This is a genomic window from Variovorax sp. GW823-FHT04F07 (genome assembly GCF_058795995.1).
In genome coordinates, this window is the sequence record NZ_JBXAIG010000002.1 from 341,166 (window position 1) to 367,605 (window position 26,440).

The window sequence follows — 26,440 nt, forward strand, 5'->3', positions numbered from 1 at the left end:
TCGCATGAACAAGTGTCGAATCAAGGTCCGCATGAAATGCGGGCTTCATCTCCATGCCGGCATCGCGCCTGACCGGCATCGCGCAATGGATATTTGCTGCACCGCCCCGCTGCGGTGCCTGAGCGGCCGACGACGACCCTAGCCGCTCCCCAGGCGTGACCGCCACCGGGTCACGCGCTGCATCACTTCCTCGAAAAACCCGCGGCTGGCAATTCCAGGCGCGCGGTCACTCCTGAGCCACGCTACATGAGCCTTTTCGCCATGTAGGCGGGACCGGGGCTGCATTGAAAGTCGTTCGTCTTGAGGAGAATAGAAATGGCCACGCTGATCAGGTCCGATCTCGAATTCATTCTTCAACAAATTCTCATTGCGGAAGCACAAGCAGCGGGAGCGGACCCCGCCAGCCTGGTCCCGAACGCCTTTGCGCCTTTCGGCCTCCGGACGGTCGACGGGTCCTACAACAACCTGATGCCGGGCCAGAGCGACTACGGCTCCGCAGACAACCCGTTCCCGCAGCTGGTGCCGCAGACCTACAGCAACGAGCAGGACGACGCCTTCGCAGGGATCACCAACACGGACTACGGCAGCGCCGGGAACGTGGTCGATGCCGACCCGCGGCTGATCAGCAACCTGGTCGCCGACATGACCAGCAACAACCCCGCGGCGGTGAGCGCCTTCGTGGCCGCGGGCCTCGGAACGCTCGACGCAGCCGGCGTCCTGTACGACCTCCAGGGCGTCGTCATTCCCCCCGGCACGCTGCTGGAGATTCCGAACACCACGCCCGACGAAGGCCTCTCGGCGCCCTTCAATTCATGGTTCACCTTCTTCGGCCAGTTCTTCGACCACGGACTCGACCTGGTCAACAAGAGCAGCACCGAGATGATCTTCATGCCGCTGCAGCCGGACGATCCGCTGTTCAGTACGGCCCCCGGCGCCCCCAATTTCATGATCCTGTCGCGCGCCACGCGCGATGCGAACGGCGACCAGACCAACCAGACCACGCCCTTCGTCGACCAGAACCAGACCTACACCTCGCATCCCTCGCACCAGGTGTTCCTGCGCGAGTACGTGCTCGACGCCAACGGCCGTCCGGTGGCCACGGGCAGCCTGCTCGATGGCGCCGACGGCGGTCTTGCCAACTGGGCCCAGGTCAAGGCGCAGGCGCTGATGCTCGGCATCCAGCTCGACGACGCCGACGTGCTGGACCTGCCGCTCCTGGCGACGGACCAGTTCGGCAAGTTCATCCCCGATCCCGTGACCGGCTTCGCGCAGATCGTGCTGCGCGCCGCCGACGTCGGCGGGCCGCTGGACCCGGACGGCAACGGGCTCGCCTCGGGCACGCCCGGCGCGCCCCTCGACGCCAGCGTGGGCGTTCGCACCGGCCATGCTTTCCTGAACGACATCGCGCATGCCGCGGCGCCCGTGTTCGTGGGCGGCGTGCTGGCGCCCGACAGCGACTCGGCCGTCGGCCTCTCGGAACCGGGCACCTATGACAACGAGCTGCTGGACCGTCACTTCATCACCGGCGACGGCCGCGGCAACGAGAACATCGCCCTGACCTCCGTCCACCACGTCTTCCACTCCGAGCACAACCGGCAGGCCGAAGAGATCAAGGCCACCGTCCTGGCCACGGGCGACGCTGCGTTCATCGCCTCATGGCAGCTGCCCGACGGCTCATGGAACGGCGAGCGCATCTTCCAGGCCGCGCGCTTCGCGACGGAGATGCAGTACCAGCACCTGGTGTTCGAAGAGTTCGCGCGCAAGATGCAGCCGGCCGTCGACGAGTTCCTGGCCGAAACCAACTACCAGACGACGATCAATCCGGCGATCGTCGCCGAGTTCGCACACGCGGTCTTCCGCGTCGGCCACACGATGCTGACCGAGACCGTGGACCGGCTGGACCCCAATTTCCTGTCGAGCGATCTCGCGCTGGTCGATGCCTTCCTCAACCCGATCGGGTTCAACAACGACGGCGCACTGACGCCGGAGCAGGCGGCCGGCGCCATCGTGCGCGGCATGACCCGGCAGGTGGGCAACGAGATCGACGAGTTCGTCACCGACGCGGTGCGCAACCAGCTCCTGGGCCTGCCGCTGGACCTCGCCGCCATCAACATCGCACGCGGCCGGGACACCGGCATTCCCACGCTCAACGAAGCGCGCCGGGAGTTCTACACCTCGACCGCGGACCCGCAGCTCAAGCCCTATACGAGCTGGGTCGACCTCACGCAGCACCTCAAGCATGAAGCCTCCGTCATCAACTTCATTGCGGCGTACGGCACGCATGGCGCGCTGACCGCCGCGGACGTCGACACGATGGCCGAGAAGCGGGCCGTGGCGGCCGCACTCGTCTTCGGCGGCACCGTGGTTCTCAACGCCGGCACGGCCGCGGAGCGCAGCTTCGTTGCAGACGAAGCCGACAGGCTCGCCTTCCTGAACAGCACGGGCATCTACGCGATGGTCGGCGGTGTCACCACCACGGGCGTGGACGACATCGACCTGTGGATCGGCGGCCTGGCCGAAGAGCAGATGCCCTTCGGCGGCCTGCTGGGCTCGACCTTCAACTTCGTCTTCGAGTCGCAGATGGAGGCGCTGCAGAACGGCGACCGCTTCTATTACCTCTCCCGTCTGGCCGGCCTCAACTTCCTCACCGAACTGGAGAACAACACCTTCGCCAAGCTGGTGATGCTCAACACCGACGCGACGCACCTGCCGGCCGACATCTTCTCGACCCCGGGCCTGATCCTCGAAGTCGACCCGCTGCGCCAGTTCACCGGCATCGGCGTGGACGGCCACGGCGACCCGACCGAAGGCGGCACCGAACTCACCCCGCTGGTGATCCGTGACGATCCCACGACCGCGGCCGTGGAGACCACCTACCTGCGCTACACGGGCGACGAACACGTCGTGCTCGGCGGCTCCGCCGGCAACGACACCCTGATCGCCAGCATCGGCGACGACACCATCTACGGCGACGGCGGCAACGATCGCATCGAGTCCGGCGACGGCAACGACCAGGTCGAGGGCGGCGCGGGCGACGACATCATCACGGACCGCGGCGGCGACGACGTGCTCAAGGGCAACGAGGGCAACGACGTCATCCACGGCGGCAACGGCGCGAACCTCATCATCGGCGGGGACGGCAGCGACTTCATCATCACCGGCGAGGACGTCTCGGAAGTCTTTGCCGGCCAGGGCAACGACTTCGTCCTGGGCAGCAAGGGCAACCTGCCGACATTCGGCAACGAGGGCCACGACTGGATCGAGCTGGGAACCCAGGACGGCACCACGGGCGACAGCTTCGACCCGCTCGTGCAAGACAGCGTCATCGGCAACGACGTCCTGATCTCCGGCGGCGGTTTCGACGAGCTGATCGGCGAAGGCGGCGACGACATCTTCACCGGCTCCGACGGCGAAGACCACTTCGACGGCGGCTCCGGCTTCGACTGGGCCAGCTACAAGTTCGACAAGTACGGCGTGACCGCCGACATGATCGTCAACGACTTCGTGGTGCCCCCGGTGGTCAACTCGAACGCCGCGATGATGGACCGCTTCGCCTTCACCGAAGGCCTGTCGGGATCGGCTTTCGCCGACTTCCTGCGCGGCGACGACGCCGACGCCGTCGAGATCCTGCAGGCCGGCTGGACCGGCAGCGTGCTCACCAACATCGCGCTGATCGACGGCCTGCAAGGCCTGCTGCCCGCGGGCATGACCTCGTTCGGCGAGGGCAACATCATCCTGGGCGGCGACGGCAGCGACCTCATCGAGGGCCGCGGCGGCAACGACATCATCGACGGCGACGCCTGGCTCAACGTGCGCATCGCCGTCTCGGGCGTGCCCGGCCTCACCAGCGTCGACAGCCTGAAGGAGCTGGTGCCGCGCATGCTCTCGGGCGAGATCAACCCGGGCCAGCTCAGCATCGTGCGCGAGATCCTGATGTCCGACAGCGCCGACTACGACACCGCGATGTTCTCCGGGCTGCGCGCCAACTACACCGTCACCACCGGCGCCGACGGCCGCACCACCGTCACCGACAACGTCGGCACCGACGGCACCGACATCCTGCGCAACATCGAGCGGCTGCAGTTCTCCGACACCGTCCAACTGCTGTCCGGCAGCAACAACGCACCGGGCGGCTCGGTCACGATCAGCGACGACACGCCGCAGATCAACCAGCTCCTGAGCGTGTCGGCCGCCCTCACCGATGCGGACAACCCTGGCGGCACCGTCACCGGGCCGATCAGCTACACGTGGCAGTACGAGGCCGACCCGACGCGCGCGCCGGGCGTGTTCCGCGACATCATCGACCTGGGCGGCGGCCAGCCCGCCACGGTGAACGGCACGACCTTCCGGGTCACCGCGCCCTTCGACGGCCTGGCCATCCGGGTGCGGGCCGTGTACCGCGATGCCGACGGCGTGCTGGAAACCGTGTACTCCACGCCCACCGCGGCGGTCACCGGCGTGGCGGCCGTCGTGCCGCCGGCGCCGGCGCCTTCCTCCGCGCTGGTCGACAGCGCGGGCGTGCGCTTCCTGCAGTCCGACCTGCAGTTCATCCTGGAGCAGATCAAGATCTCGGAGCGACACGCGAACGGCGAGGCGCTGACCGACATCCTGGACAACGCGCGCGCGCCGCTCGGCCTGCGCACGGTGGACGGCTCCTACAACAACCTGGTGCAGGGCCAGTCCGGCTTTGGCGCGGCGGACCAGGTGTTCCCGCGCCTGGTCGATCCGGTGTTCCGCAACGACCAGGACGGCGACAGCATCAACCTCGGCCCGGGGGGCACGCTCACCAACACGGACTACGGCCCCAGTGGCAATGTGGTGGACGCCGACCCGCGCATCATCAGCAACCTGATCGTCGACATGACGAGCAACAACCCGGCGGCAGTGAGCGCATTCGTCGACGCGGGCCTGGGCACGCTGGTGGACGGTGTCCTGTACGACCTGGACGGCGTGGCGATTCCCGTCGGCACCCTGCTGGTCATTCCGAACACCGCGCCGGACGAAGGCCTGTCGGCGCCGTTCAACGCCTTCATGACCTTCTTCGGCCAGTTCTTCGACCACGGCCTGGACCTCGTGGCCAAGGGCGGCAACGGCACCATCTTCGTCCCGCTGCAGCCCGACGATCCGCTCTATGTGTCGGGCAGCAACAGCAACTTCCTGGTGCTGACGCGCGCCACCCAGGTTGCCGGACCCGGCGCCGACGGCGTCATGGGCACCGCGGACGACACCACGCACGAGGCAACGAACCTCACGACGCCTTTCATCGACCAGAACCAGACCTACACGTCGCACCCCTCGCACCAGGTCTTCCTGCGCGCCTATGAGCTCAACGCCGAAGGCAAGCCGGTCGCCACCGGGCGGCTGATCACCAACCGCGACCTCGGTGCCGACGGCCTCTTCGGCACGGCCGACGACATCGAACTCGGCGGCATGGCCACCTGGGCGGTGGTCAAGGCGCAGGCGCGCGACCTGCTGGGCATCGCGCTGGACAATGCCGACGCGCTCAACCTGCCGCTGCTGGCGGCCGACGAGTACGGCAACTTCATTCCCGACCCGGTGACCGGCTTCGCACAGATCGTGCTGCAGGCCGGCGGCACGCTGGCCTCGGGCTCGCCGGGCGCGCCGATCGATGCAAGCCTGGCCGTGCGCACGGGTCACGTGTTCCTGGCCGACATCGCCCACACCGCCAACCCGGTGAACAGCCAAGGCGTCGCGCTGACGGCCGATACCGACGACCAGATCGGCGGCACACCGGCCGCGGGCTTCTACGACGACGAACTGCTCGATGCGCACTACATCGCCGGCGACGGCCGGGTCAACGAGAACATCGCGCTGACCAGCATTCACCATGTGTTCCACGCCGAGCACAACCGGCTGGTCGAACACACCAAGGCGGTGATCATGGCGTCGGGCGACGCGGCCTTCATTGCCGAATGGCACCTGCCCGATGGCTCGTGGGACGGCGAGCGCCTGTTCCAGGCGGCCCGCTTCGGCACCGAGATGCAGTACCAGCACCTGGTGTTCGAAGAGTTCGCGCGCAAGGTGCAGCCGCAGATCGACATCTTCTTTGCCGCCACCCAGGTCTACGACACCGAGATCGATCCGTCGATCGTCGCCGAGTTCGCCCACACGGTGTACCGCTTCGGCCACTCGATGCTGACGGAGACGGTGGACCGCTTCGACGTCGACTTCAACGTGATCGGCGGCACGGCCGACCCCACGCAGCAGCTCGGGCTGATCGAGGCCTTCCTCAATCCGCTCGCGTTCGCCGCCAGCGGCATCACGGCGGATGAAGCCGCCGGCGCGCTCGCGCGCGGCCTCACGCGGCAACAGGGCAACGAGATCGACGAGTTCGTGACCGAGGCCCTTCGCAACAACCTGCTCGGCCTGCCGCTCGACCTGGCGACGATCAACATCGTGCGCGGGCGCGACACCGGCGTGCCGACACTCAACGCCGCGCGGCGCGACTTCTACGGCGTGACCGGCGACAGCCAGCTCAAGCCCTACGCGAACTGGGTCGACTTCATGCAGCACATCAAGCATGAGGCCTCGGTGGTCAACTTCATTGCGGCCTACGGCGTGCACGCCAGCCTGGCCGCCGCCGACACCCTGATCGAGAAGCGCGCGGCGGCGGTGGCACTGGTCTACGGCGGCATCGGTGCGCCGGAGGACCGGCTCGACTTCCTGTACGGACGCAATGCCTACGCGGACGAGGCCGGCATCACGACCACCGGCGTCGACGACATCGACCTGTGGATCGGCGGCCTGGCCGAAAAGCAGATGCCGTTCGGCGGCCTGCTGGGCTCGACCTTCAATTTCGTCTTCGAGGAGCAGATGGAGAAGCTGCAGGACGGCGACCGCTTCTACTACCTGGAGCGCACGCAGGGCCTGAACTTCCTCACCGAGCTGGAGAACAACTCCTTCGCCCGGCTGGTGATGGCCAACACCGATGTCGAGCACCTGCCTGGCGACATCTTCACGACGCCGGGGTTCACGCTGGAGGTGGACCCGTCCCGGCAGTTCACGGGCCTGGGGCTCGACGGGCGCGACGATCCGACGGCCGAGGGGAGCCTGACGCCACTGGTGCTGCGCAACAACCCCGGCACCGAAGCGGCCGATCCGAACTACCTGCAGTACAGCGGCGAGGACCACGTCGTTCTGGGCGGTACCGCAGGCAACGACACCATCATTTCCAGCATCGGCGACGACACGCTCTGGGGCGACGCCGGCAATGACCGGCTCGAAGGCGGGGACGGCAACGACTTCGTCTTCGGCGGGGCCGGCGACGACATCATGACGGACCTGGGTGGCGACGACAACATGCAGGGCGGCGACGGCAACGACGCCATCCACGGCGGCAACGGCATCAACCTGATCCTGGGCGGCCACGGCAACGACTTCATCGTCACCGGCGAAGACCCGTCCGAGGCGTTCGGCGGCACGGGCAACGACTTCATCCTCGGCGCCCGCGGCAACGAGTTCGTGTTCGGCAACGAAGGCGACGACTGGATCGAGAAAGGCATGGCCGACGGCAGCGCCGGCGAGAACTTCGACGCCTTCGCCCGCGACCAGGTGGTGGGCCACGACGTCTTCATCGGCAACTCGATCTCCGACCGGATGGACGGCGAAGGCGGCGACGACATCATGTTCGGCAACGGCGGGCAGGTGGACCGCTACGAGGGCGGCTCCGGCTTCGACTGGGCCGGCTTCAAGGACGACGCCTTCGGCGTCACGGCCGACCTGTTCCTTCGTGCCTTCGACGAGACGCCCGTGCCGATCTCGAACGCGACCGTGCTGGCGCGGTTCACTTCGGTCGAGGGCATGTCGGGCTCGGCGCACGCCGACGTCCTGCGCGGCGACGACAACGATGCGGCCGCGATGGCGCTGTCGGGCACCACCGGCAGCGTGCTGACCCACATCGAACTCATCGACGGCCTGCAGGGCCTCCTGGACCAGGTGCTCGGTGTCGGCATGGAGATGGACGGACCGGTGACTTCGTTCGCCGGCAACATCATCCTGGGCGGCGGCGGCAGCGACCTGCTGGAGGGCCGCGGCGGCAACGACATCATCGACGGCGATGCCTGGCTGAACGTGCGCATCAGCGTGCGGGAGAACGCCGACGGAACCGGCGCCGAGATCGCGAGCTATGACACCATGACCGACCTCGAGCTGCAGGGGCGCGTCTTCGACGGCACCTACAACCCGGGTCAACTCACGATTGCCCGCGAGATCCTGATGTCGGATGCGCCGGACTTCGACACGGCCGTCTTCTCGGACGTCTTCGGCAACTACGAGATCACCTTCCTCGAAAACGATGTCTGGCGCATCAGCCATGTCGTGGACGGCGTGGCCGGCGCCGACGGCATCGACGTGGTGCGCAACATCGAGCGCCTGCAGTTCTCCGATGGCGCGGCGTTCATTGCGGAAGAAGGCTTCAACCTCGATCCCGAAGGCCAGCTGACCCTCAGCGATACCACGCCCACCCTGGGCGCGACCCTCACCGTGTCGGCCCTGGGCGTGACCGACCCAGACAACGTCAGCGCGACCAACCCCGACGGTGCGATCACCGGCCCCATCGCCTACTTCTGGCAGGCCGAGGTCCGCCCCGGCATCTTCGAGGACATCCTGATCGAGAACGCCGGCGGCGAAGTGGCGCGGGCCACGGGCACGAGCTTCACGCCGCGGACCTTCGAGCTCGGCCTGGCGCTGCGCGTGCGGGCGGTCTACAAGGACGCCAACGACGTGCTGGAGAACGTGTACTCCGCCACGACCGCGCCGCTGGCCCTCAACACCGCGGCCACCGGGCAGCCGACGATCAGCGACACCACGCCGACCGAAGGCCAGCTGCTGACGGCATCGACCCTCGGCATCAGCGACGTGGACGGGCTGACGGGTGCCGTCTTCAGCTACCAGTGGGAACAGGCCGTCAACACGGGCGTCGGCGGCGGCGCCGCCGGGTTCACGCCCATCGCGGGCGCCACCCTGGCGACCTTCACGCCGGGCGCCGACCAGGTCAACCGCGAACTGCGCCTGACGGTGAGCTTCACGGACGATGCGGGCGCGCTCGAGACGGTGCGCTCCGCGGCCACCGTGGTCACGGGCGACTTCATCGCGGCCAACAACGCCGCCCAGGTCCTCACGGGCACTGAAGGCCAGGACGTGATCTTCGGCGGCGGCGGCGCGGACGCCATCAACGGCCTGGGCCAGGACGACCTCATCGACGGCGGCGCGGGCAGCGACAGCATCGCCGGCGGCGCCGGCAACGACACCATCAACTACACGATGGGCGAAGGCACGGACACCGTCGACGGCGGCGCGGGGCTGGACACCCTGAACGTCATCGGAACGGCCGCGGCCGACGCGCTCGCGGTGAGCTACAACGGCACCGCGCTCACGGTGGTGGCCGGCGGCACGGTGAGCAATGTCGAGTCGGTCACGGCCGACCTGCTGGCCGGCGTGGACACGCTGACCTACACCAGCGCCGCCGCCATCTCGGTGAACCTCACGGCCGGAACGGCCTCGGGCTTCACCTCGATCGCCGGCATCGAGAACGTGACGACAGGCGGCGGCGCCGACGTGCTCGTGGGCAATGCGCTGGCCAACGTGCTCAACGGCGGCGGCGGCGACGACCGCTTCGTTGCGACGGTGAACGACGGCAACGACAGCTACACCGGCGGCGGCGGCACCGATACGCTGGACCTGTCCGCGATCTCGGCAGGCGTGACGATCACCCCGACGACCGCCACGGGCGCGCAGACGGGCACCGATGCGCTCTCTGCCATCGAGAACTTCATCGGCAGCCAGGGCGCCGACAGCATCGTCGTCAACGGCGGCGCGAACGTGATCGACGGCCAGGGCGGCAACGACGTCATCGACGCCGGCGGCGGCAACGACACCGTGACGGGTGGCGAGGGCAACGACACGCTCACCGGCGGCGCCGGCAACGACACGGTCGACGGCGGCGCGGGAGACGACCTCTTCCACTACCTCGTCGGCGACGGCGCCGACACGATCAACGGCGGCGCGGGTGCCAACGACCGGCTGAACATCGCCGGCACGGCGCTGGGCCAGACGCTCGCGGTGGTGCTGACGGGAACGGCGATCGCGTCCCTGGCGGGCGGCACCGTCACCGGCATCGAGGCGGTCACAGCCGACCTCCAGGGCGGCGTCGATACCCTGAGCTACGGCGCCACGACCACGGCCGTCACCGTGAACCTGGCCACCGGCACGGCCACGGGCTTCGAATCGGTGGCGAACATCGAGAACGTGACCGGTGGCGCCGGCAACGACACGCTGACCGGCAACACCGGTGCCAACGCACTGAACGGCGGCGGCGGCGACGACCGCTTCGTCGCGACGATCGGCGACGGCAACGACAGCTATGTCGGCGGGGCCGGCGTGGACACCTACGACCTGTCGGCCACCACGGCCGGCGCGACGGTGACGGTCAACCTCGCCACGAGCGCGCAGATCGGCTCCGACACGCTCAACACGATGGAGAACATCATCGGCAGCCAGGGCAACGACATCATCGTCGTCAATGGCGGCGCGAACTTCATCGACGGCCAGGGCGGCAACGACACCATCAGCGCCGGCGCCGGCGACGACATCGTGCTGGGTGGCTCAGGCAACGACACCATCAACGGCCAGGCGGGCGACGACAGGCTCACGGGCGGGCTGGACAGCGACACGGTGGACGGCGATGCGGGCGCAGACACCTTCATCGCCACGGTGGGCGACGGCAACGACAGCTACGCCGGCGGCATCGGCAACGACACCTACGACCTGTCCGCCACCTCGGCCGGTGCCACGGTCACGCCGACCTCCGCCACCAGCGCCGAGACCGGCACCGACACGCTGAGCTCGGTGGAGAACGTGATCGGCAGCCAGGGCAACGACAACATCAGCTTCGCGCCCGTGGCCCTCCTGAATGCCGCGAACGTGGTGGATGGCGGTGGCGGCAACGACACCCTCAGCACCGGGGCGGGCGCGGACCGGCTGACCGGCGGCACGGGCAACGACACCATGGACGGCGGAACGGGAGACGACGTTTTCGTGTTCGCGCCGGGGTTCGGCAACGACACGATCCTCGGCTTCGATGCCAGCGGGAACCTGCTCAACGGGCAGGACCGGCTGAACATCTCCGCGATGGGGATCAACGCCGGCAACTTTGCCGCCAACGTGTCCATCACCGACCTGGGCGCCGACACGCTGGTCGAGTTCGACGGCCTGGAAAGCATCCTGCTGATGGGCGTGAACGGGGTGGGAACGAACACCATCACGCAGGCCGATTTCGTGCTGTCGGCATGAGCACCGCCAACGTTTCAACGACATTGACCACGGAGAACGACATGGACGAGAAAAACAACGCAAGCCCGCAGCAGGCCCCTCGCTCCATCTCCGACCCGCGCGAGGTGGCGACGTTGATCATGTCGCGCATCGGCATGGTCAACGCGAAGAAGGACGAGCTGAGCGTCGCCATCCAGGGCCTGTGCGACGCGACCCAACAACTGTCGCGCGCCTACTCGGCGCAGATGGTGACCATCGACCGGCTGGTGCGGCGGGTGAAGTCGCTGGAAGCCGCGGCGCAGGCCGCGGCCCAAGACCAGCAGGTCAACTGAGCAACGCCCCACAGAACCACAGGAGACGCACATGAAAACCCTGTGGATGGAACTGCGACCGCTGCTGCTGTACATCGCGGCGTTCTCCTTCTTCATCAACCTGCTGTTCCTGGTGCCCGCGTTCTTCACCCTGCAGGTGTTCGACCGGGTCATCTCGACCAGCAGCCATGAAACGCTGCTGGTGCTGCTCGCCGGGACCGGCGTGGCGCTGTTCATCCTGCTGCTGCTGGACTACCTGCGAACCCGGCTGCAGAACGTGGTGGGCATCATGGTGGACGAGCGACTCTCCCCACCGGTGGTGAACGCCATCGTGGAGCGCGCCGCACGCGCCCCGAGCGGCGTGAGGACAGAAGGAATCCGCGACGTGGCCGCGCTTCGCGCCGTGTTTTCCGCCAATGGCCTGATCGCGGTGTTCGATGCGCCCTGGGTGTTCGTGTACGTGTTCGTGATCTGGATGTTCCACCCCGCGCTCGGCGTGGGCGCTGCGTTCTCCGCGCTCCTCATGCTCGGCCTGGCCTGGCTCAACGACCGCATCAGCCGCCGGTCGCTCGAAACCCTGCAGAACGAAGGGCGACGCGCCGCGCAATACGTCGAGAGTTCCTTGCGCAACGCCGAAGTGCTGCAGGCCCTGGGAATGACACAGCGCCTGCTGGTGCGCTGGCGGGCGCTGCAGGACCAGATCGCGACCATGCAGACCAGCGCCAGCCGCAGCACCGTGGCGTTCACCGCCGGGACCAAGGCCGCGCGCCAGGCCATCCAGATTCTGATGCTGGCCCTGGGCGCGTACCTGGTGCTGAGCCAGCAGGCTTCCGCCGGCGTAATGATCGCCACCAGCATCCTGCTGGGCCGCGCGGTGCAGCCGGTGGAGCAGCTCGTGGGCAGCTGGCGCACGCTGATCGAAGCACGGGCGGCCTACGGGCGCCTGCAGGAACTGTCGAAGGACTTCGAACGCACCGAGCCGCATGTCGCCATGCCGCGCCCCGAAGGACGCCTGAGCGCGGAGAACATCTCGTACCGCGCGGCCGGCTCGGAGACCCTGGTGCTCTCGAACATCGTCTTCGCGCTGGCGCCGGGCGAGGCCCTGGCCATCGTCGGCCCGAGCGCGGCCGGCAAGTCGACCCTCGCGCGCGTGCTCACGGGCGTGTGGCGCCCCAGCAGCGGCAAGGTCCGCCTCGACGGTGCCGACGTGTCGTACTGGCCGCGCGAAGAACTGGGCCCCTACATCGGCTACGTGCCCCAGGACGTCGAGCTCTTCGACGGCAGCGTGGCGGACAACATCGCGCGCCTGGACAAGGTGGACTCCGAAGCGGTGGTTGCCGCCGCCGTGCGCGCCAATGCGCACGACATGATCCTGACCCTCCCGAAAGGCTACGACACGCCGGTGGGCGAACACGGCTCGCGGTTGTCTCCGGGCCAGCGCCAGCGCATCGCGCTCGCCCGTGCGCTGTACGGCAACCCGCAGCTGGTGATCCTGGACGAGCCGAACTCCAACCTGGACGGTGCCGGAGAAGTCGCACTCGCCCAGGCGATGAGCGGCCTGCGCCAGGCGGGCGTGACCTCGGTCGTCGTCACCCACCGCCCGTCGCTGATCGCCCACGTCGACAAGATCCTGGTGCTCGCCGCAGGCCGCATCCAGCAGTTCGGCCCGGCGAGCGAGGTGATGCGCGACATGCAGCGCCAGGCCCAGGCCATCGTGGACCAGAAGGCCGCCTGAGCGCCGCGCCGCCGTTGCGAACAAGGACCCCGCACCATGAGCACCGCCACACTCCCGATGCCTCCCGTTGCCACCCCACGCAGCAGCCGGGAACATGCACGACGCCTCGCGCGAAGCGGATGCTGGGTCATCCTCGGCGCGATCCTGCCCCTGGGCCTGTGGATGGGCCTCGCCCCGCTCTCGATGGCGGTGGTGGCCCCCGCGTTCGTCAAGGTGGACCTCAACCGCCGTCCGGTGCAGCACCTGGAAGGCGGCACCGTGCGGGAAGTCATGGTGCGCGACGGCCAGCATGTGAACGCCGGCGATCCGATCCTGGTCCTGGGTGACGTTCGCGTGGACGCCGACCGCAACCGCCTGAGCTACCGCGTCCATCTGGAGCGTGCCATGCTGGTGCGCCTGGAGGCCGAGCAGTCCGTCGCCAAGACGCTCGCCTTCCCCGAAGACCTGCTGCGCGCGGCCCGGCAGGACGATCGCATCGGCCAGGCCCTGCTCAAGGAGACGGCGCTGTTCCAGGCCCAGCGCCATTCGCTGGACAGCGCGGCCTCGCTCATGAGAACGCAGCGCGATCGCGTGCAGCAGGAAATCGTCGCCGTGCACGCGCAGATCGCGCAGGCGCAGAACTCGCTCGTCCTGCAGCGGCAGGACCTGGAGGCCAACCGCGGCCTGATCCAGGAAGGCTTCATTTCGTCGAGCCGGATCTCCCAGCTCGAGTCGGTGGTGATGGAGTACGCGGCCAAGCTCGAAGAGCGGCGCACGGAACTGGCGCGCGCCGCCCAGCGCCTGGTGGAGATCGACCTGAAGATCCAGTCGATCCGCAACGACTACGTGAAGGCCGCGAGCGACCAGCTCAAGGCCACCACGCAGCGCCTGGGCGAGATCGAGCAGGAGCAGCGCAAGTCGAACGACGCGGCGCAGCGGCAGGTCGTCGTGGCCCCGGCCAGCGGCGAAGTGATCGACCTGAAGTTCACCTCGCCCGGCGCGGTGGTCGGACCCGGAGAGTCGATCGCGGACATCGTGCCCAGCGACGCCCAGCTGATGATCGAGGCGCGCATCCGTCCGGAAGACATCAGCAACGTGCACCTCAACCAGCGCGCGCGGGTGAAGTTCACCGCCTTCAAGTACCGCAACACCTCGATGGTCACGGGCAAGGTGACCTATGTCGCCGGCGACCGGTTGATCGAGCGCCAGACCAACCTGCCCTACTACAGCGTGATGATCCTGGCCGACGCCGAGTCGCTCAGGGCCATCGGCGACTTCAAGCTCCAGGCGGGCATGCCCGCCGAGGTCTACATCGCGGGCGTCTCGCAGACCGCGCTGCAGTACGTCATCGAGCCCATCACCTCCACCATCCGCCGATCGGGACGGCAGATGTAGCGGGGCTGTTCTCTGTCAACGAGGGGAATACATCATGCGCAAGGATTCCAACCACCACGACCCCGTGACGCCTGTCGCCCACAGCAAGAGACGCACGTTCCTGAAGGCCTCGCTGGCAGCCACGGCCGCCCCCCTGGTCCTGACACCGGGCAAGACCCGCGCACAACCCACGCCCCTGCCACCCAGCCCGCCGACGACACCGTGGGTCGAGGACCTGCCCAACCAGGTCACGCCGCTCACACCGCTGGCCACGCTGACCCCGGCCCCGACCCTCAACGCGAACATCGCAGGCGGCGAGTGCGGCCGTGCACCGCACCAGCGCTACGCGGAACTGACCGTGCCCGGCAAGGCCGGCACGCCGCTGCTGTACCAGCTGACGGCCAAGGAAAACCCGGCCTGGCTGTTCAACGGCAACAACCCCTACTACCCCCCGCAGCCCATCTGGGGCTACGAAGGCAACACGCCGGGGGTGACCACGCCGGGCCCCACGATCCACGCGCGCTACGGGCAGTCGGTCATCTGCCGCATCCGCAACCAGCTGCCGCAGAACCACACGGGATTCGGCTCGCCCGAGATCAGCACGCACCTGCACAACATGCACACGCCGTCGGAGAGCGACGGCTTCGCGAGCGACTTCTACAGCGCCGTCCAGGGCGGCGTGACGCTGACCGCGCCGGGGACCTTCAACGACCACTTCTACCCCAACCTCTACGCCGGCTTCGACGAGTTCGGCGGCCTCGGCGACTCGCGCGAAGCCCTGGGCTCGCTCTTCTATCACGACCACACGGAAGGCGTGACGGCACCGAACGTGCTCAAGGGCATGTTCGGGCGCTACATGGTCTTCGACGCGCTTGACACCGGCGACGAGACCACGGGGCTGCGACTGCCCAGCGGCGCGTACGACTACCCCCTGAGCTTCTCGGACAAGCGGTTCGACTCGGGCGGCCGGCTGACCTTCGACGAGCTCAACCCCGAGGGCGTGCTGGGCGACAAGATCGTGGTCAACGGCAAGATCGAGCCGGTGCTGCGCGTCGCACGCCGCAAGTACCGGCTGCGGCTGCTGAACGTCGGGCCGTCGCGCTTCTACGAGTTCGTGCTGCAGAACACGGGCGGCACCATCGTGTACCCGTACACCCAGATCGCCAGCGACGGCAACCTGCTGCCGGCACCGATCCTGAACCAGCTGAGGGTGCGGATCGCACCGGCCGAGCGCGCGGACATCGTGGTGGACTTCTCGCGATTCCCGCTGAACACCACGCTCTACCTCGTCAACCAGCTCACGCAGGTCGATACCCGCCGGCCCGGCCCGGTGCAGTCGCCGGGCACGCGCGTGCTCAAGTTCATCGTCGATCGCCAGCCCCCGACGCCCGACCTGAGCGTGGTGCCGAGCGTGCTGCGCCCGCTGCGCGACCTGCCCAGTGCCAGCGAACTCGCGGCCCTGCCGGTTCGCACCTGGGTGTTCCAGCGCAACAGCGGCATGTGGAACGTCAACGGGCTGTTCTTCGATTCGCTCACGGCCAGAGCCAGGGTCACCAGGGGCACCGCCGAGATCTGGGAGTTCATCAATCCCGACAACGGCTGGCAGCACCCGATCCACGTGCACTTCGAAGAAGGACGGATTCTCAGCAAGAGCGTCAACGGCGTGAGCCTGACCATTCCCGTGAACGAGCGCGGACGCAAGGACGTCTTCGTCGTCGGCGAACTCATGACCGTGAGGGTGCTCGTGCGCTTCCGCGATTTCTCGGGCAAGTACCTGATGCACTGCCACAACCTCACCCACGAGGACCACGCAATGATGGTTCGCTTCGACATCGTGTGAAGAACGCCGATGACTTTCAGGAGATTCTCATGAACCACCGCAGACACTTGATCGCCGGACTGGGCGTCGCGTCCTTGTACGCGTTCGGCCTGCCCGCCTCCGCCGAGGCACCGGCAACGGCTGCACGCCCGGGGCGTCGCATGCCGAACGTCGAACTGAAGACCCACACCGGGGCGAAGGTGAACTTCTACGACGACCTGGTCCGTGGAAAGATCGTCGCCATCAACATGATGTATGCGGACTGCGAAGGCATCTGTCCGCTCATGACCAACAACCTCCTGCGCGTGCAGGAGCGCCTGGCCTCTCGGGTGGGCCGGGACATCTTCATGTACTCGATCACCATCCGCCCGGAGATCGACACCGTGGAGCACCTGGCCGACTACGCCGAGATGCACAGCGTGAACCCGGGCTGGCTTTTCCTGACCGGGAGCCGGAGCAACATCGACCTCGTGCGCTTTGCCCTGGGCTTCTACGACCCGGACCCGAAGGTCGACAAGGAGATCAATCGCCACACCGGCATGGTGCGCATCGGCAACGACGTCTATGACCGCTGGTCGATGGCGCCGGCGCTGGCGGCACCCGAGCAGATCGTGGCCGCCATCCTGCATGTCGATCGCAGCCCGGCCGCGGTTCGCCGCGCGGGTGGCGCCATCTTGCAGGCCGACCCTCGGAGCACGGTCTGAACCAGCGCCTGCGCCGACCCCCACCCGGTGGACAGGGCTCACGGGCCCCCGCCACCGGGAAGCGTCTCGTCCCGGCGTGGGGCGCCGTGCTCGCAGCGAGCTTCGCGTGGCCCGTCCATGGCCAGAGCCTGGTCGAGATCTACACGTCGGCGCGCGGCTACGACGCCACGTACCAGGGCGCGCGGGCCCAGTACGAGGCCACGCTGGCGCGGGCGGCGCAGTCCAGGGCCGGCATCCTGCCCACCGTTGGCCTCTCGGCCGGCGCCTCGCACACCCGGCAGGACCTCTCGACGGAAGGCAGCGCGACGACGCGCGGGTTCAACACCCAGAGTGTCGGCATCAACGCCACGCAGCCGCTGTACCGCCCCGCCAACTGGGCCGCCTACGAGCAGGGCCAGCGGCAGGCCGAGGTGGCGCAGATGGTGCTCACCATCGCCGAACAAGACCTCATCGTGCGCGTGAGCCAGGCCTACTTCGACGTGCTCGCCAGCCAGGACAGCCTGGCCCTGGTGCGCGCGCAGAAGGTGGCCGTGGCCGAGCAGCTCGCATCGGCCAAGCGCAACTTCGAAGTCGGCACCTCCACCATCACCGATGCGCGCGAAGCGCAGGCCCGCTACGACCTGGTGATCGCGCAGGAGATCGCCGCCGAGAACGACCTGCAGGTGAAGAAGATCGTGCTCGACCAGCTCGTCGGCAGCACCGGCAGCGTGCCCGTGCCGCTGGCGGCGCCCGTGGTGCTGCCTCCGCTCGCGCCCGCCGACATCGAGGTCTGGACCTCGCACGCGGATGCCGGGCACCCTGCGATCCAGCAGGCCCGGCTGGGCCTGGACGTGGCCGGGCTCGAGGTGCAGAAGGCGCAGGCCGGCCATCTGCCCACGCTCGATGCGACCCTGGGCTACAACGTCACGAACAACCCCCAGGGCACCAACACCACGCCGGGCCGCTCGCGGGTCAAGGCCCTCACCGTGGGCGTCTCCCTCAACCTGCCCTTGTTTGCAGGCTACGCGATCGAGAACCGCGTCAGGGAAACGCTGGCGCTCGAAGACCAGTCCCGCTCGCTGCTCGAGGCCACGCGCCGCGGCGTCGCGCAGGCCACCCGCGCCACCTACCTGGGGCTGGTGTCGGCCGCCGGCCAGGTGAAGGCGCTCGAAGCCGCCGAGGTCTCCAGCCAGATCGCGCTGGAGGCCAATCGCATGGGCTACCAGGTGGGCGTGCGCATCAACATCGACGTGCTCAACGCGCAGAGCCAGCTCTTCCAGACCAAGCGCGACCTGGCGGTGGCGCGCTATTCGGTGCTGCTCGGCAATCTCAAGCTGCGGCAGGCCAACGGCACGCTGGTGCCCGAGGACCTGAACGCCATCGATGCCGCGCTTGCAACCCACGGCCGCACCCCGGTCGACAGCGCGGCGCCCGTCTCCGTGTCCAGGAGAACGCCGGCCCGCCAATGACGAGGCATGCCATGGCACGTACCGACAGCACCAGCGACTGCTCGCGGCCATGACGGCGCTGAACATGCAGGTGACGCCATGCGACTGCTTCTGCTTCAGGATCGCGCGCGGGTCGACGACGGCCTGTTCACGCACTTGCGCAAGAACGGGTTCCTGATCGACAGCGTCGAGCGGCTCGGCGACATCGACGTGCTGGAGAACGAGTCCTACGACGTGCTGCTCGTCAGTTCGCACTTGCCCGACGGATCGGGACTCGACTGGGTCCGGTTGTTGCGGGTGCAGCACATCACCACGCCGGTCCTGATGCTGATGGTGGGAGCGCCCGGCCCGGCCGCGCAGGCCGAGGTCCTCGACGCGGGCGCGGACGACTTCGTGGTGATGCCGTGCCGCCCCGAGCTGGTGGCCGAGCGGGTGCGGGCACTGCGTTGCCGGGCCGCGGGCCTGGCAACGCCGCGCGTGCGGTGCGGCGACGTCGAGTTCGACCTGGGCAGCCGGACGACGGTCCGCTGCGGCATGCCTGTCGCGCTGACCGAGCGGGAATGGAACCTGGTGGAGGCGCTCGCGCTGCGCTTCGATCACACGGTCCCCAAGGCCCAGGTGGAATTGCTGGTGCAGGGGATTCACGGCGCACCGACGAGCAACGCCCTGGAAGTGCATCTGTCCAACGTGCGGCGCAAGCTCGGGCGGCAGATCATCCGCACGATCCGCGGGGTCGGCTACCGCCTGAATACCTGAGCCCGTCGTCTTCAGACTCGTAAGCGTGCCGCACACAAGATAGCAACCTTAAGACGTGCGACTGGCCAGAATCGCACCACTCGCAGAGCCCCATCACTCACCGATGGCGCCACCACTGTCGCAGCGTCCCCCCGGGGCATGAATGGCGACACCTTCTCACGCAGGTACCACCGAACCATGTTCAAGCCCTCTCCCGCTCTCGTTTTCGCCAATTTCATGCAGCTGCCGACCATCGTGCCGAAAGCGGTGTGGCGCGCGCTGCGCGTGGTGAGCATCGCGTCGGCCCTGGCCCTGGCCGTCATGCTGGCGCTGCGGCCCGCCACCGCGATGCCGTTGTTCTGGGGGCTGATCGTGCCGTCGCTCCCGCTCGTGTTCATGCTGGCACCCGGGCTGTGGCGCAACGTCTGCCCGCTGGCCGCCATCAACCAGATCCCCCGCAGGCTCGGCATCACGCGCGCCCTCACGAGCCGCCGCCTGTCGCAGGGCGCGGCATTTCCGATCGGCATCGGCCTGCTGATCTGCGCGGTCGTCGCGCGCAAGCTGCTGTTCAACGGCAACGGCATGGCCACCGCCGGCCTGCTGGCGGCAGCCATGGGGGCGGCGCTCATCGGCGGCTTGCTGTTCAAGGGCAAGAGCGGCTGGTGCAGCAGCATCTGCCCCCTGCTGCCGGTGCAGCGGCTGTACGGCCAGACGCCGTTCATCCGCATCGCCAACACGCACTGCGAACCGTGCGTGGGCTGCGCCAAAAACTGCTACGACCTCAACCCCGGCGCGGCGTACCTGGCCGACCAGTACGACCCGAACCCGGCCTACCGCAACTTCCGCAGCTTCTTCGCGGGCGTCTTTCCGGGCCTGATCCTCGGCTACTACCTCGTGCCTTCGCCCACCGAGATCGGCCCGGTCTCCACGGTCATGCAGATGCTGGTCTACATGGCCGCCAGCCTGACGCTCTTCAACCTGATCGAATTGCTGGGCAGCAAGACGCGCAACCTGTCGCCGGTGCTCTTCGCGGCGGCCGCGTTCTCGCTGTACTACTGGTTCACCGCCCCGCTGGTCGTCAGCACCTTGAGCAGCCTGAGCGGCATGGCCATCGCCCCCGAAGTCGTCGCCACGCTGCGCGGCCTGACGATCATCGCGAGCCTGACGTGGATCGTGCGGTCGCTGCATGTCGAGCGCCTGTTCCTTCGCCGTGAACTGCGCAAGGGTGTCCGGGACGGTTCCCGGCTGGCGCCGATCGTCATCGAGACGATGCGGCTGCACCGCGGCCCGAACGACGCCGCGCGCAAGGCGCCGGTTGCAGCCCCGCCGGAGAACGAGGCCGCTGCGGCCGCACCGGCCGATGCGTCCACGCAGCCTACCGAACTCTGCATCGACCCCACCGGCATGAAGACCCCCATCCGCAAGGGCCAGACCCTGCTCGAGGCGCTCGAGGACTGCGGCGCCCCCATCAACGCCGGCTGTCGTTCCGGCGTGTGCGGCGCCGACCCGATCGCCGTCGTGGCGGGCGGCGAGCGGCTCGCACCCATCGGCAGCGACGAACGGGCGACGCTGGCCCGGCTCGGCTGCGCCGACGGCACGCGCCTGGCCTGCATGGCGCGCATCCGCAATGCCGGGCCCATCCGCATCGACCTGAAGCGGGAGGCGACCCCGGCGGCGCGCGAGACACGCAAGCCCGAGGTCGTGCCCTTCGATGCGTCGATCCGCCGCGTCGTGATCGTGGGCAACGGCGTGGCCGGCCTGACCGCGGCCGACCATGTGCGGCGCCGCCACCCCGACTGCGAGATCCATCTCATCGGCCGCGAGAACCACAACGCCTACAACCGGATGGCCATCGCCAAGCTGATCAGCATGCCGACGGGTGTCCAGGGCCTGCACCTGCTGCCCGAGCAGTGGTATGCCGAACACCGTGTCACCGCGTGGCTCAACACGCATGTGTCGGGCGTCGACACGCAGCGTCGCGAGCTCACGCTGGCGACCCGGGAGACGCTGGGCTACGACAGGCTCATCCTGTGCTCGGGCAGCTCGGCGTGGGTCCCGCCGCTCGACGGCTACGGCATCGAGGGCAGCTTTGTGCTGCGCGATGCCGACGACGCGATGGCGATCCGCGACTACATGCAGCGCTTCCACGGCACCTGCGCGGTCGTGCTGGGCGCCGGCTTGCTCGGCCTGGAAGCGGCGCAGGCGCTGGCGCAGCTCGGGGCGCAGGTCCAGGTGCTGTCGAACAGCGGCCAGATCCTCGACCGGCAGATCGACACCCCGGCCAGCGCCTTGCTGGAAGCGCACCTGGCAACCCAGGGCATCCATGTCATGACCGGTGCCGACGCCGCGCGGCTGGAGCCGGGCAGCGAGGGCCGCGTGGCGCGGCTCGTGCTGAAGGACGGACGCCAGCTCCCCGCCGACGTGGTCGTGGTGTGCACCGGCGTGCGCGCCAACGTCGACATCGCGCAGTCGGCCGGCCTGGCGCTCGGCCGCGGCATCATCGTCGACGCGCAGATGCGCACCAGTGCCGCCCATGTCTATGCCGCGGGCGATGTGGCCGAGTTCGAGGGCCACTCGATCCCCCTGTGGGCCGTGGCGGCCGAGCAGGGAGAGATCGCGGCCGTCAATGCGCTGGGCGGCAAGCGCGTCTATCGCGGCCATGTGCCCGTGACCGCGCTGAAGGTCTCGGGCATCGACGTCCGCTCCGCGGGCACCGTGCACGCCGCACGACCCGGCGAATTCGAGTTGACGCAGTCCGAGCCTGCGCAGGGCATCTATCGCAAGCTGGTGGTCGCCGAGGGCCGGCTTGTCGGCGCGGTGCTGGTCGGATCGCCGGACGAGGCGGACGAGGTCATTCCCGCCGTGCGCGAGCACGCGCCGGTCTCCGCGATGACCGCCTTGCTGGAGCGTGGGGACTGGCAGCAGCATTCGGTGGCATTGGCGGCCTAGCCTGTGCGGCGGGTCGCCCGTCCCGGCGGCCGTCGTCGGTGTCGGATGGCGGACATCCGCGACGTCGATCACAAACCGCCGCTTCGGCGGTAGCTCCCGGGCGCGCTGCCCGTCCAGCACTTGAACGCGCGCTGGAAGGCCGAGCTGTTGGCAAACCCGAGTTCGTCGGCCAGCTCCGCCAGCGGCACGGCGCTCGTGCTCAGCCGCTGGATGGCCGTGTCGCGGCGCAGCTCGTCCTTCAGCGCCTGGAACGAGGTGCCCTCCAGCGCCAGCCGCCGCTGCAGCGTGGAGACCGTCACGTGCAGCGCGGCGGCCGTCGCCACGAGGTCCGGCCATGCGGGCTGCGCGTGCTGCAGGTGGCCGCGCACGCGCGCGCCGATCCCCTCGTCGGTGCGCCTGGGAACGATCATGTGGGCCTGCGCATCGGCCAGGAAGACATGCAGCGCGGCTTCGTCGCGGCGCACCACGTCCTTCAGGCGTGCCGCGTCGAACCAGAACGCCGACAGCTCGCAGTCGAATTGCTGCGGCGCCGGAAAAATCTTGCCGTAGCCGCCGGCATGCGCGGGCGGCCCGAACGCAAAGTCGAAGCACACCACGGGCAGCTGGCCGCCCACGATCCACGCCATGAGGCGCCATGCGGTGCGCAGCAGCACCTCCTGCAGAAAGACCGTCGGCGCGGCGTCCGGTTCGGTGAAGCGCACCACCACCCCGGCCAGCTCGGCCCGGCACACCAGCTCCAGCACCACGTCGTCCTGCAGCAGGCGAAAGGTGCGCGCCGCGCGGCGAAGCGCCACCTGCAGCGTGGGAGCGCCGAGCGCCGAGCGCGCGATCAGCGCGAAGCTCCCGCGCCGCAGCGGGCGGCTCAGCAGCCCGATGAAGTCGTCGTCCAGCCGCTCGGTCAGCACGCGGAACAGCCTCGCGTATTGCTGCGTCGTCACGCGCGCGTCCGACTGCCCGAGCAGGCCAGGTGCGATGCCGGCCTCGACCAGGAAAGGCTCGAGCGGCTGGCCGCGCGCATGCACCCCGGACAGGATGCCGTGCACGAAGCTGATGGAAACCGTTTGGGGAGGATGAAGCATCGAAGGCGGGCCGCGTCGCGTGGATGTTGCCGGGCCGACTGTGCACCGGCGCGTGCCTGTCGTGCAAGCGCCGCGTCGCCTGATCGCGTGCCACGCAGATTGCGATGTTCTGCCATCCGAACAACGCAAAACGGCATCGTGCCAAAGGCGATCGGTTCCTAACATGGGCCACGCAGACAAGGGTCTGCGAAACCCAGACCAAGAACCAACGAGAGACAAACGCCATGTACATGACCCAGTCGCTGCACCGCGCCCTGCAGCAGAGCCCCGACAAGGTGGCCGTGCGTTTTGCCGGCCGCACACGCACCTTCCGCGCGTTCGTGGAGCGCGTCGCCCGCCTCGCGGGCGCCCTGCAGCAGCTGGGCATGAAGCCGGGCGACCGCGTGGCGATGCTGGCGCTCAACTCCGACCGCTACCTCGAATACCAGATGGCCGTGCCCTGGGGCGGCGGCGTGCTCAACCCCTGCAACATCCGCTGGTCGGCCGCCGAGATCCTCTATTCGCTCGAAGACTCGGGCTCGACCCTGCTGCTGGTCGACGAGGCCTTCCGCCCGATGGTCGAGAAGATGCGCAGCGAATCCAGGAGCCTGCGCGAAGTCATCTATTGCAGCAGCGGCGAGCACGACGGCGAGTTGCCGCCCGGCATGCACGGCTACGAGGCGCTCCTGGCCGCGGCCTCGCCCGTTCCCGACGCAGTTCGCCGCGACGAAGACCTGGCCGGCATCTTCTACACCGGCGGCACGACGGGCTTTCCCAAGGGCGTGATGCTCAGCCACGCCAACCTGTGCAGCTCGGCCATGGCGATGCAGGCCGAGGGCCTGGCGCCGAGCGGCGGCAACTACCTGCATGCCGCACCGATGTTCCACCTGGGCGACATGGGCCTGGCCATGCCGCACTGGCCCGCCGGCAACACGCACACGATCATCCCGATGTTCACGCCGCAGGGCGTGCTCGATGCGATCGAGCGCGACCGCGTGACCAACACGCTGCTGGTGCCCACCATGATCCAGATGCTGGTCGACCACCCCGCGATGAAAGAGCCGCGCGACCTCGCCAGCCTGCAGTGCATCTTCTACGGCGCCTCGCCGATGCAGGAGGCCGTGCTGGAACGCGCGATGGCCGCCCTGCCCCATGTGGATTTCGTGCAGGGCTACGGCATGACGGAGCTGGCGCCGCTGGCCACGATCAACCCGCCCAGCTCGTACACGGCCGAGGGCCACCGCCTGGGGCGGCACCGCTCCGCGGGGCGCGCGAGCATCTGCATGGAAGTGCGCATCGTCGACCCCGCCGGCCTCGAGGTGCCGCGCGGCACGGTGGGCGAAGTCACGGTGCGCGGCCCCAACGTGATGCAGGGCTACTGGGGCAAGCCGGAACAGACGGCCGCCGCCGTGCGCGACGGCTGGATGCACACCGGCGACGGCGCCTGGATGGACGACGGCGGCTACATCTTCGTGGTCGACCGCATCAAGGACATGATCATCAGCGGCGGCGAGAACGTCTACTCGGCCGAGGTCGAGAACGCCGTCACGCAGCACCCCGCCGTCGCGGCCTGCGCGGTGATCGGCATCCCCAGCGACGAATGGGGCGAGAGCGTGCACGCGGTGCTGGTCCTCAAGCCGGGACAGCGCGTCGAAGCCGCGGACATCGTCGCCCACTGCAAGACGCTGATCGCCGGCTACAAGTGCCCGCGCAGCGTGGCCTTCGTCGACACGCTGCCGATGTCGGGCGCGGGCAAGGTGCTCAAGACGCAGCTGCGCGAGCCCTTCTGGCAAGGCCGCCAGCGCAACGTCGCATGAGTGCGTCGCCTTCTTTCTTTTCTCTCAACCCTCAGGAAATTCCCATGAGCCGCGATGTCTTCGTCACCGGGGTCGGCATGATCCCCTTCACCAAACCGGGTGCCAGCGCGCCCTACCAGGCCATGGCCGCCGACGCCACGCGCCGTGCGCTGGCCGATGCCGGCATCGGCTACGAGCTGGTGCAGCAGGCCTACGTGGGCTACGTGTACGCCGACTCGACCGCCGGCCAGAGCGCGCTCTACGAAGTCGGCATGACCGGCATTCCGGTCGTCAACGTCAACAACAACTGCTCCACCGGCTCGACCGCGCTGTTCCTGGCACGCCAGGCCGTGGCCAGCGGCGCGGCCGACTGTGTGCTGGCGCTGGGCTTCGAGCAGATGAGCCCCGGCGCGCTGGGCTCGGTGTTCAAGGACAAGCCCAGCCCCTTCGCGCGCTTCGACACGGCCACCGATGAATTGGTCAGCGAAATCGACATTCCTCTGGCGCTACGCTACTTCGGCGGCGCGGGCCTGGCGCACATGCAGCAGTACGGCACGCAGCTGTCGACCTTCGCGAAGATCCGCGCCAAGGCCAGCCGCCATGCCGCGAACAACCCGGTGGCGCTGTTCCGCAACGTCGTCACCGAAGACGAGGTGATGGCCGTGCCCGTGATGTGGCCCGGCGTGATGACGCGGCTCATGGCCTGCCCGCCGACCTGCGGCGCGGCGGCCGCCATCGTCTGCTCGGACGCGTTCGCGCAGCGCCACGGGCTCGATCGCAGCGTGCGCATCAAGGCGCAGGCCATGACCACCGACCGGCCCATCACCTTCGAGGCGCGCGACATGCGCGAGGTGGTGGGCTTCAGCATGGCGCAGGAAGCCGCGCAGAAGGTGTACGACGCGGCCGGTGTCGGCCCGCAGGACATCGACGTGGTCGAGCTGCACGACTGCTTTGCGCACAACGAGCTCATCAGCTACGAAGCGCTGGGCCTGTGCCCCGTCGGCGGCGCGGAGAAGTTCGTGGTCGATGGCGACAACACCTACGGCGGCAAGGTCGTCACGAATCCGTCGGGCGGTCTGCTGTCGAAGGGCCACCCGCTCGGTGCGACGGGGCTCGCGCAATGCACGGAGCTGGTTCAGCAATTGCGCGGCACGGCCGACAAGCGCCAGGTCGAAGGCGCGCGGCTCGCGCTGCAGCACAACCTGGGCCTCGGCGGCGCCTGCGTGGTCACGCTGTACGAGCGCATCTGAACCCCACGACAACC

Annotated in this window: 12 protein-coding genes; 11 read left to right on the plus strand and 1 reads right to left on the minus strand. The window is 68.6% G+C overall.

Going from position 1 to position 26,440, the window contains the following annotated elements; all coding sequences use genetic code 11:
- The first annotated feature begins 315 nt into the window (after positions 1-315).
- The 9 genes from AC1RAA_RS10630 to AC1RAA_RS10670 all read left to right on the plus strand — a co-directional run bounded on the left by AC1RAA_RS10630 (position 316) and on the right by AC1RAA_RS10670 (position 22,322).
- Positions 316-11,310, plus strand: coding sequence for a peroxidase family protein (locus AC1RAA_RS10630; RefSeq protein WP_492729573.1), 10,995 nt, complete (start codon positions 316-318; stop codon positions 11,308-11,310).
- Between the two features lie 41 nt (positions 11,311-11,351).
- Entirely contained in the window at positions 11,352-11,621 is a 270-nt protein-coding gene (locus AC1RAA_RS10635) for a hypothetical protein (protein WP_157627276.1), read from the plus strand.
- A 31-nt stretch (positions 11,622-11,652) separates the two neighbouring features.
- Positions 11,653-13,335: a type I secretion system permease/ATPase gene (locus AC1RAA_RS10640; RefSeq protein ID WP_095950015.1), complete on the plus strand. Its 1,683-nt coding sequence runs from the start codon at positions 11,653-11,655 to the stop codon at positions 13,333-13,335.
- Positions 13,336-13,371: 36 nt separating this feature from the next.
- Positions 13,372-14,709: an HlyD family type I secretion periplasmic adaptor subunit gene (locus tag AC1RAA_RS10645; protein WP_492729571.1), complete on the plus strand. Its 1,338-nt coding sequence runs from the start codon at positions 13,372-13,374 to the stop codon at positions 14,707-14,709.
- Positions 14,710-14,743: 34 nt separating this feature from the next.
- Entirely contained in the window at positions 14,744-16,528 is a 1,785-nt protein-coding gene (locus AC1RAA_RS10650) for a multicopper oxidase family protein (RefSeq protein WP_095950016.1), read from the plus strand.
- 29 nt (positions 16,529-16,557) lie between these two features.
- Positions 16,558-17,211: an SCO family protein gene (locus tag AC1RAA_RS10655; protein WP_070059880.1), complete on the plus strand. Its 654-nt coding sequence runs from the start codon at positions 16,558-16,560 to the stop codon at positions 17,209-17,211.
- A gap of 86 nt (positions 17,212-17,297) precedes the next feature.
- Positions 17,298-18,659, plus strand: a complete 1,362-nt coding sequence (locus AC1RAA_RS10660) for a TolC family outer membrane protein (RefSeq protein WP_492729567.1) — start codon at positions 17,298-17,300, stop codon at positions 18,657-18,659.
- A 78-nt stretch (positions 18,660-18,737) separates the two neighbouring features.
- Positions 18,738-19,394 carry a winged helix-turn-helix domain-containing protein gene (locus AC1RAA_RS10665; RefSeq protein WP_492729565.1) on the plus strand — a complete coding sequence of 219 codons (657 nt, stop codon included), beginning with the start codon at positions 18,738-18,740 and terminating at the stop codon, positions 19,392-19,394.
- Between the two features lie 216 nt (positions 19,395-19,610).
- The gene (locus tag AC1RAA_RS10670) at positions 19,611-22,322 is read left to right on the plus strand and encodes an NAD(P)/FAD-dependent oxidoreductase (protein WP_492740565.1); all 2,712 of its coding nucleotides are present in this window, start codon (positions 19,611-19,613) and stop codon (positions 22,320-22,322) included.
- Between the two features lie 68 nt (positions 22,323-22,390).
- On the opposite strand, the gene AC1RAA_RS10675 is transcribed toward AC1RAA_RS10670, so the two are convergent.
- Positions 22,391-23,401 carry an AraC family transcriptional regulator gene (locus AC1RAA_RS10675; protein ID WP_492729559.1) on the minus strand — a complete coding sequence of 337 codons (1,011 nt, stop codon included), beginning with the start codon at positions 23,399-23,401 and terminating at the stop codon, positions 22,391-22,393.
- A 224-nt stretch (positions 23,402-23,625) separates the two neighbouring features.
- Here AC1RAA_RS10675 and AC1RAA_RS10680 point away from each other — a divergent pair, with 224 nt between their 5' ends.
- Both AC1RAA_RS10680 and AC1RAA_RS10685 read left to right on the plus strand, forming a co-directional pair.
- Positions 23,626-25,197 (plus strand): long-chain-fatty-acid--CoA ligase, encoded by a 1,572-nt coding sequence (locus tag AC1RAA_RS10680; protein ID WP_492729557.1) that lies wholly within the window; start codon positions 23,626-23,628, stop codon positions 25,195-25,197.
- 44 nt (positions 25,198-25,241) lie between these two features.
- Positions 25,242-26,426 carry a lipid-transfer protein gene (locus tag AC1RAA_RS10685; protein WP_492729555.1) on the plus strand — a complete coding sequence of 395 codons (1,185 nt, stop codon included), beginning with the start codon at positions 25,242-25,244 and terminating at the stop codon, positions 26,424-26,426.
- The last annotated feature ends 14 nt before the right edge of the window (positions 26,427-26,440 follow it).

What these genes read in the sequence shown, in the direction of transcription:
- AC1RAA_RS10655 (WP_070059880.1), top strand. Translation starts at nt 16,558, where the DNA reads ATGAACCACCGCAGACACTTGATCGCCGGACTGGGCGTCGCGTCCTTG.
- AC1RAA_RS10685 (WP_492729555.1), top strand. Translation starts at nt 25,242, where the DNA reads ATGAGCCGCGATGTCTTCGTCACCGGGGTCGGCATGATCCCCTTCACC.
- AC1RAA_RS10645 (WP_492729571.1), top strand. Translation starts at nt 13,372, where the DNA reads ATGAGCACCGCCACACTCCCGATGCCTCCCGTTGCCACCCCACGCAGC.
- AC1RAA_RS10670 (WP_492740565.1), top strand. Translation starts at nt 19,611, where the DNA reads ATGCAGCTGCCGACCATCGTGCCGAAAGCGGTGTGGCGCGCGCTGCGC.
- AC1RAA_RS10665 (WP_492729565.1), top strand. Translation starts at nt 18,738, where the DNA reads ATGCGACTGCTTCTGCTTCAGGATCGCGCGCGGGTCGACGACGGCCTG.
- AC1RAA_RS10675 (WP_492729559.1), bottom strand. Translation starts at nt 23,401, where the DNA reads ATGCTTCATCCTCCCCAAACGGTTTCCATCAGCTTCGTGCACGGCATC.
- AC1RAA_RS10680 (WP_492729557.1), top strand. Translation starts at nt 23,626, where the DNA reads ATGTACATGACCCAGTCGCTGCACCGCGCCCTGCAGCAGAGCCCCGAC.
- AC1RAA_RS10630 (WP_492729573.1), top strand. Translation starts at nt 316, where the DNA reads ATGGCCACGCTGATCAGGTCCGATCTCGAATTCATTCTTCAACAAATT.
- AC1RAA_RS10640 (WP_095950015.1), top strand. Translation starts at nt 11,653, where the DNA reads ATGAAAACCCTGTGGATGGAACTGCGACCGCTGCTGCTGTACATCGCG.
- AC1RAA_RS10635 (WP_157627276.1), top strand. Translation starts at nt 11,352, where the DNA reads ATGGACGAGAAAAACAACGCAAGCCCGCAGCAGGCCCCTCGCTCCATC.
- AC1RAA_RS10650 (WP_095950016.1), top strand. Translation starts at nt 14,744, where the DNA reads ATGCGCAAGGATTCCAACCACCACGACCCCGTGACGCCTGTCGCCCAC.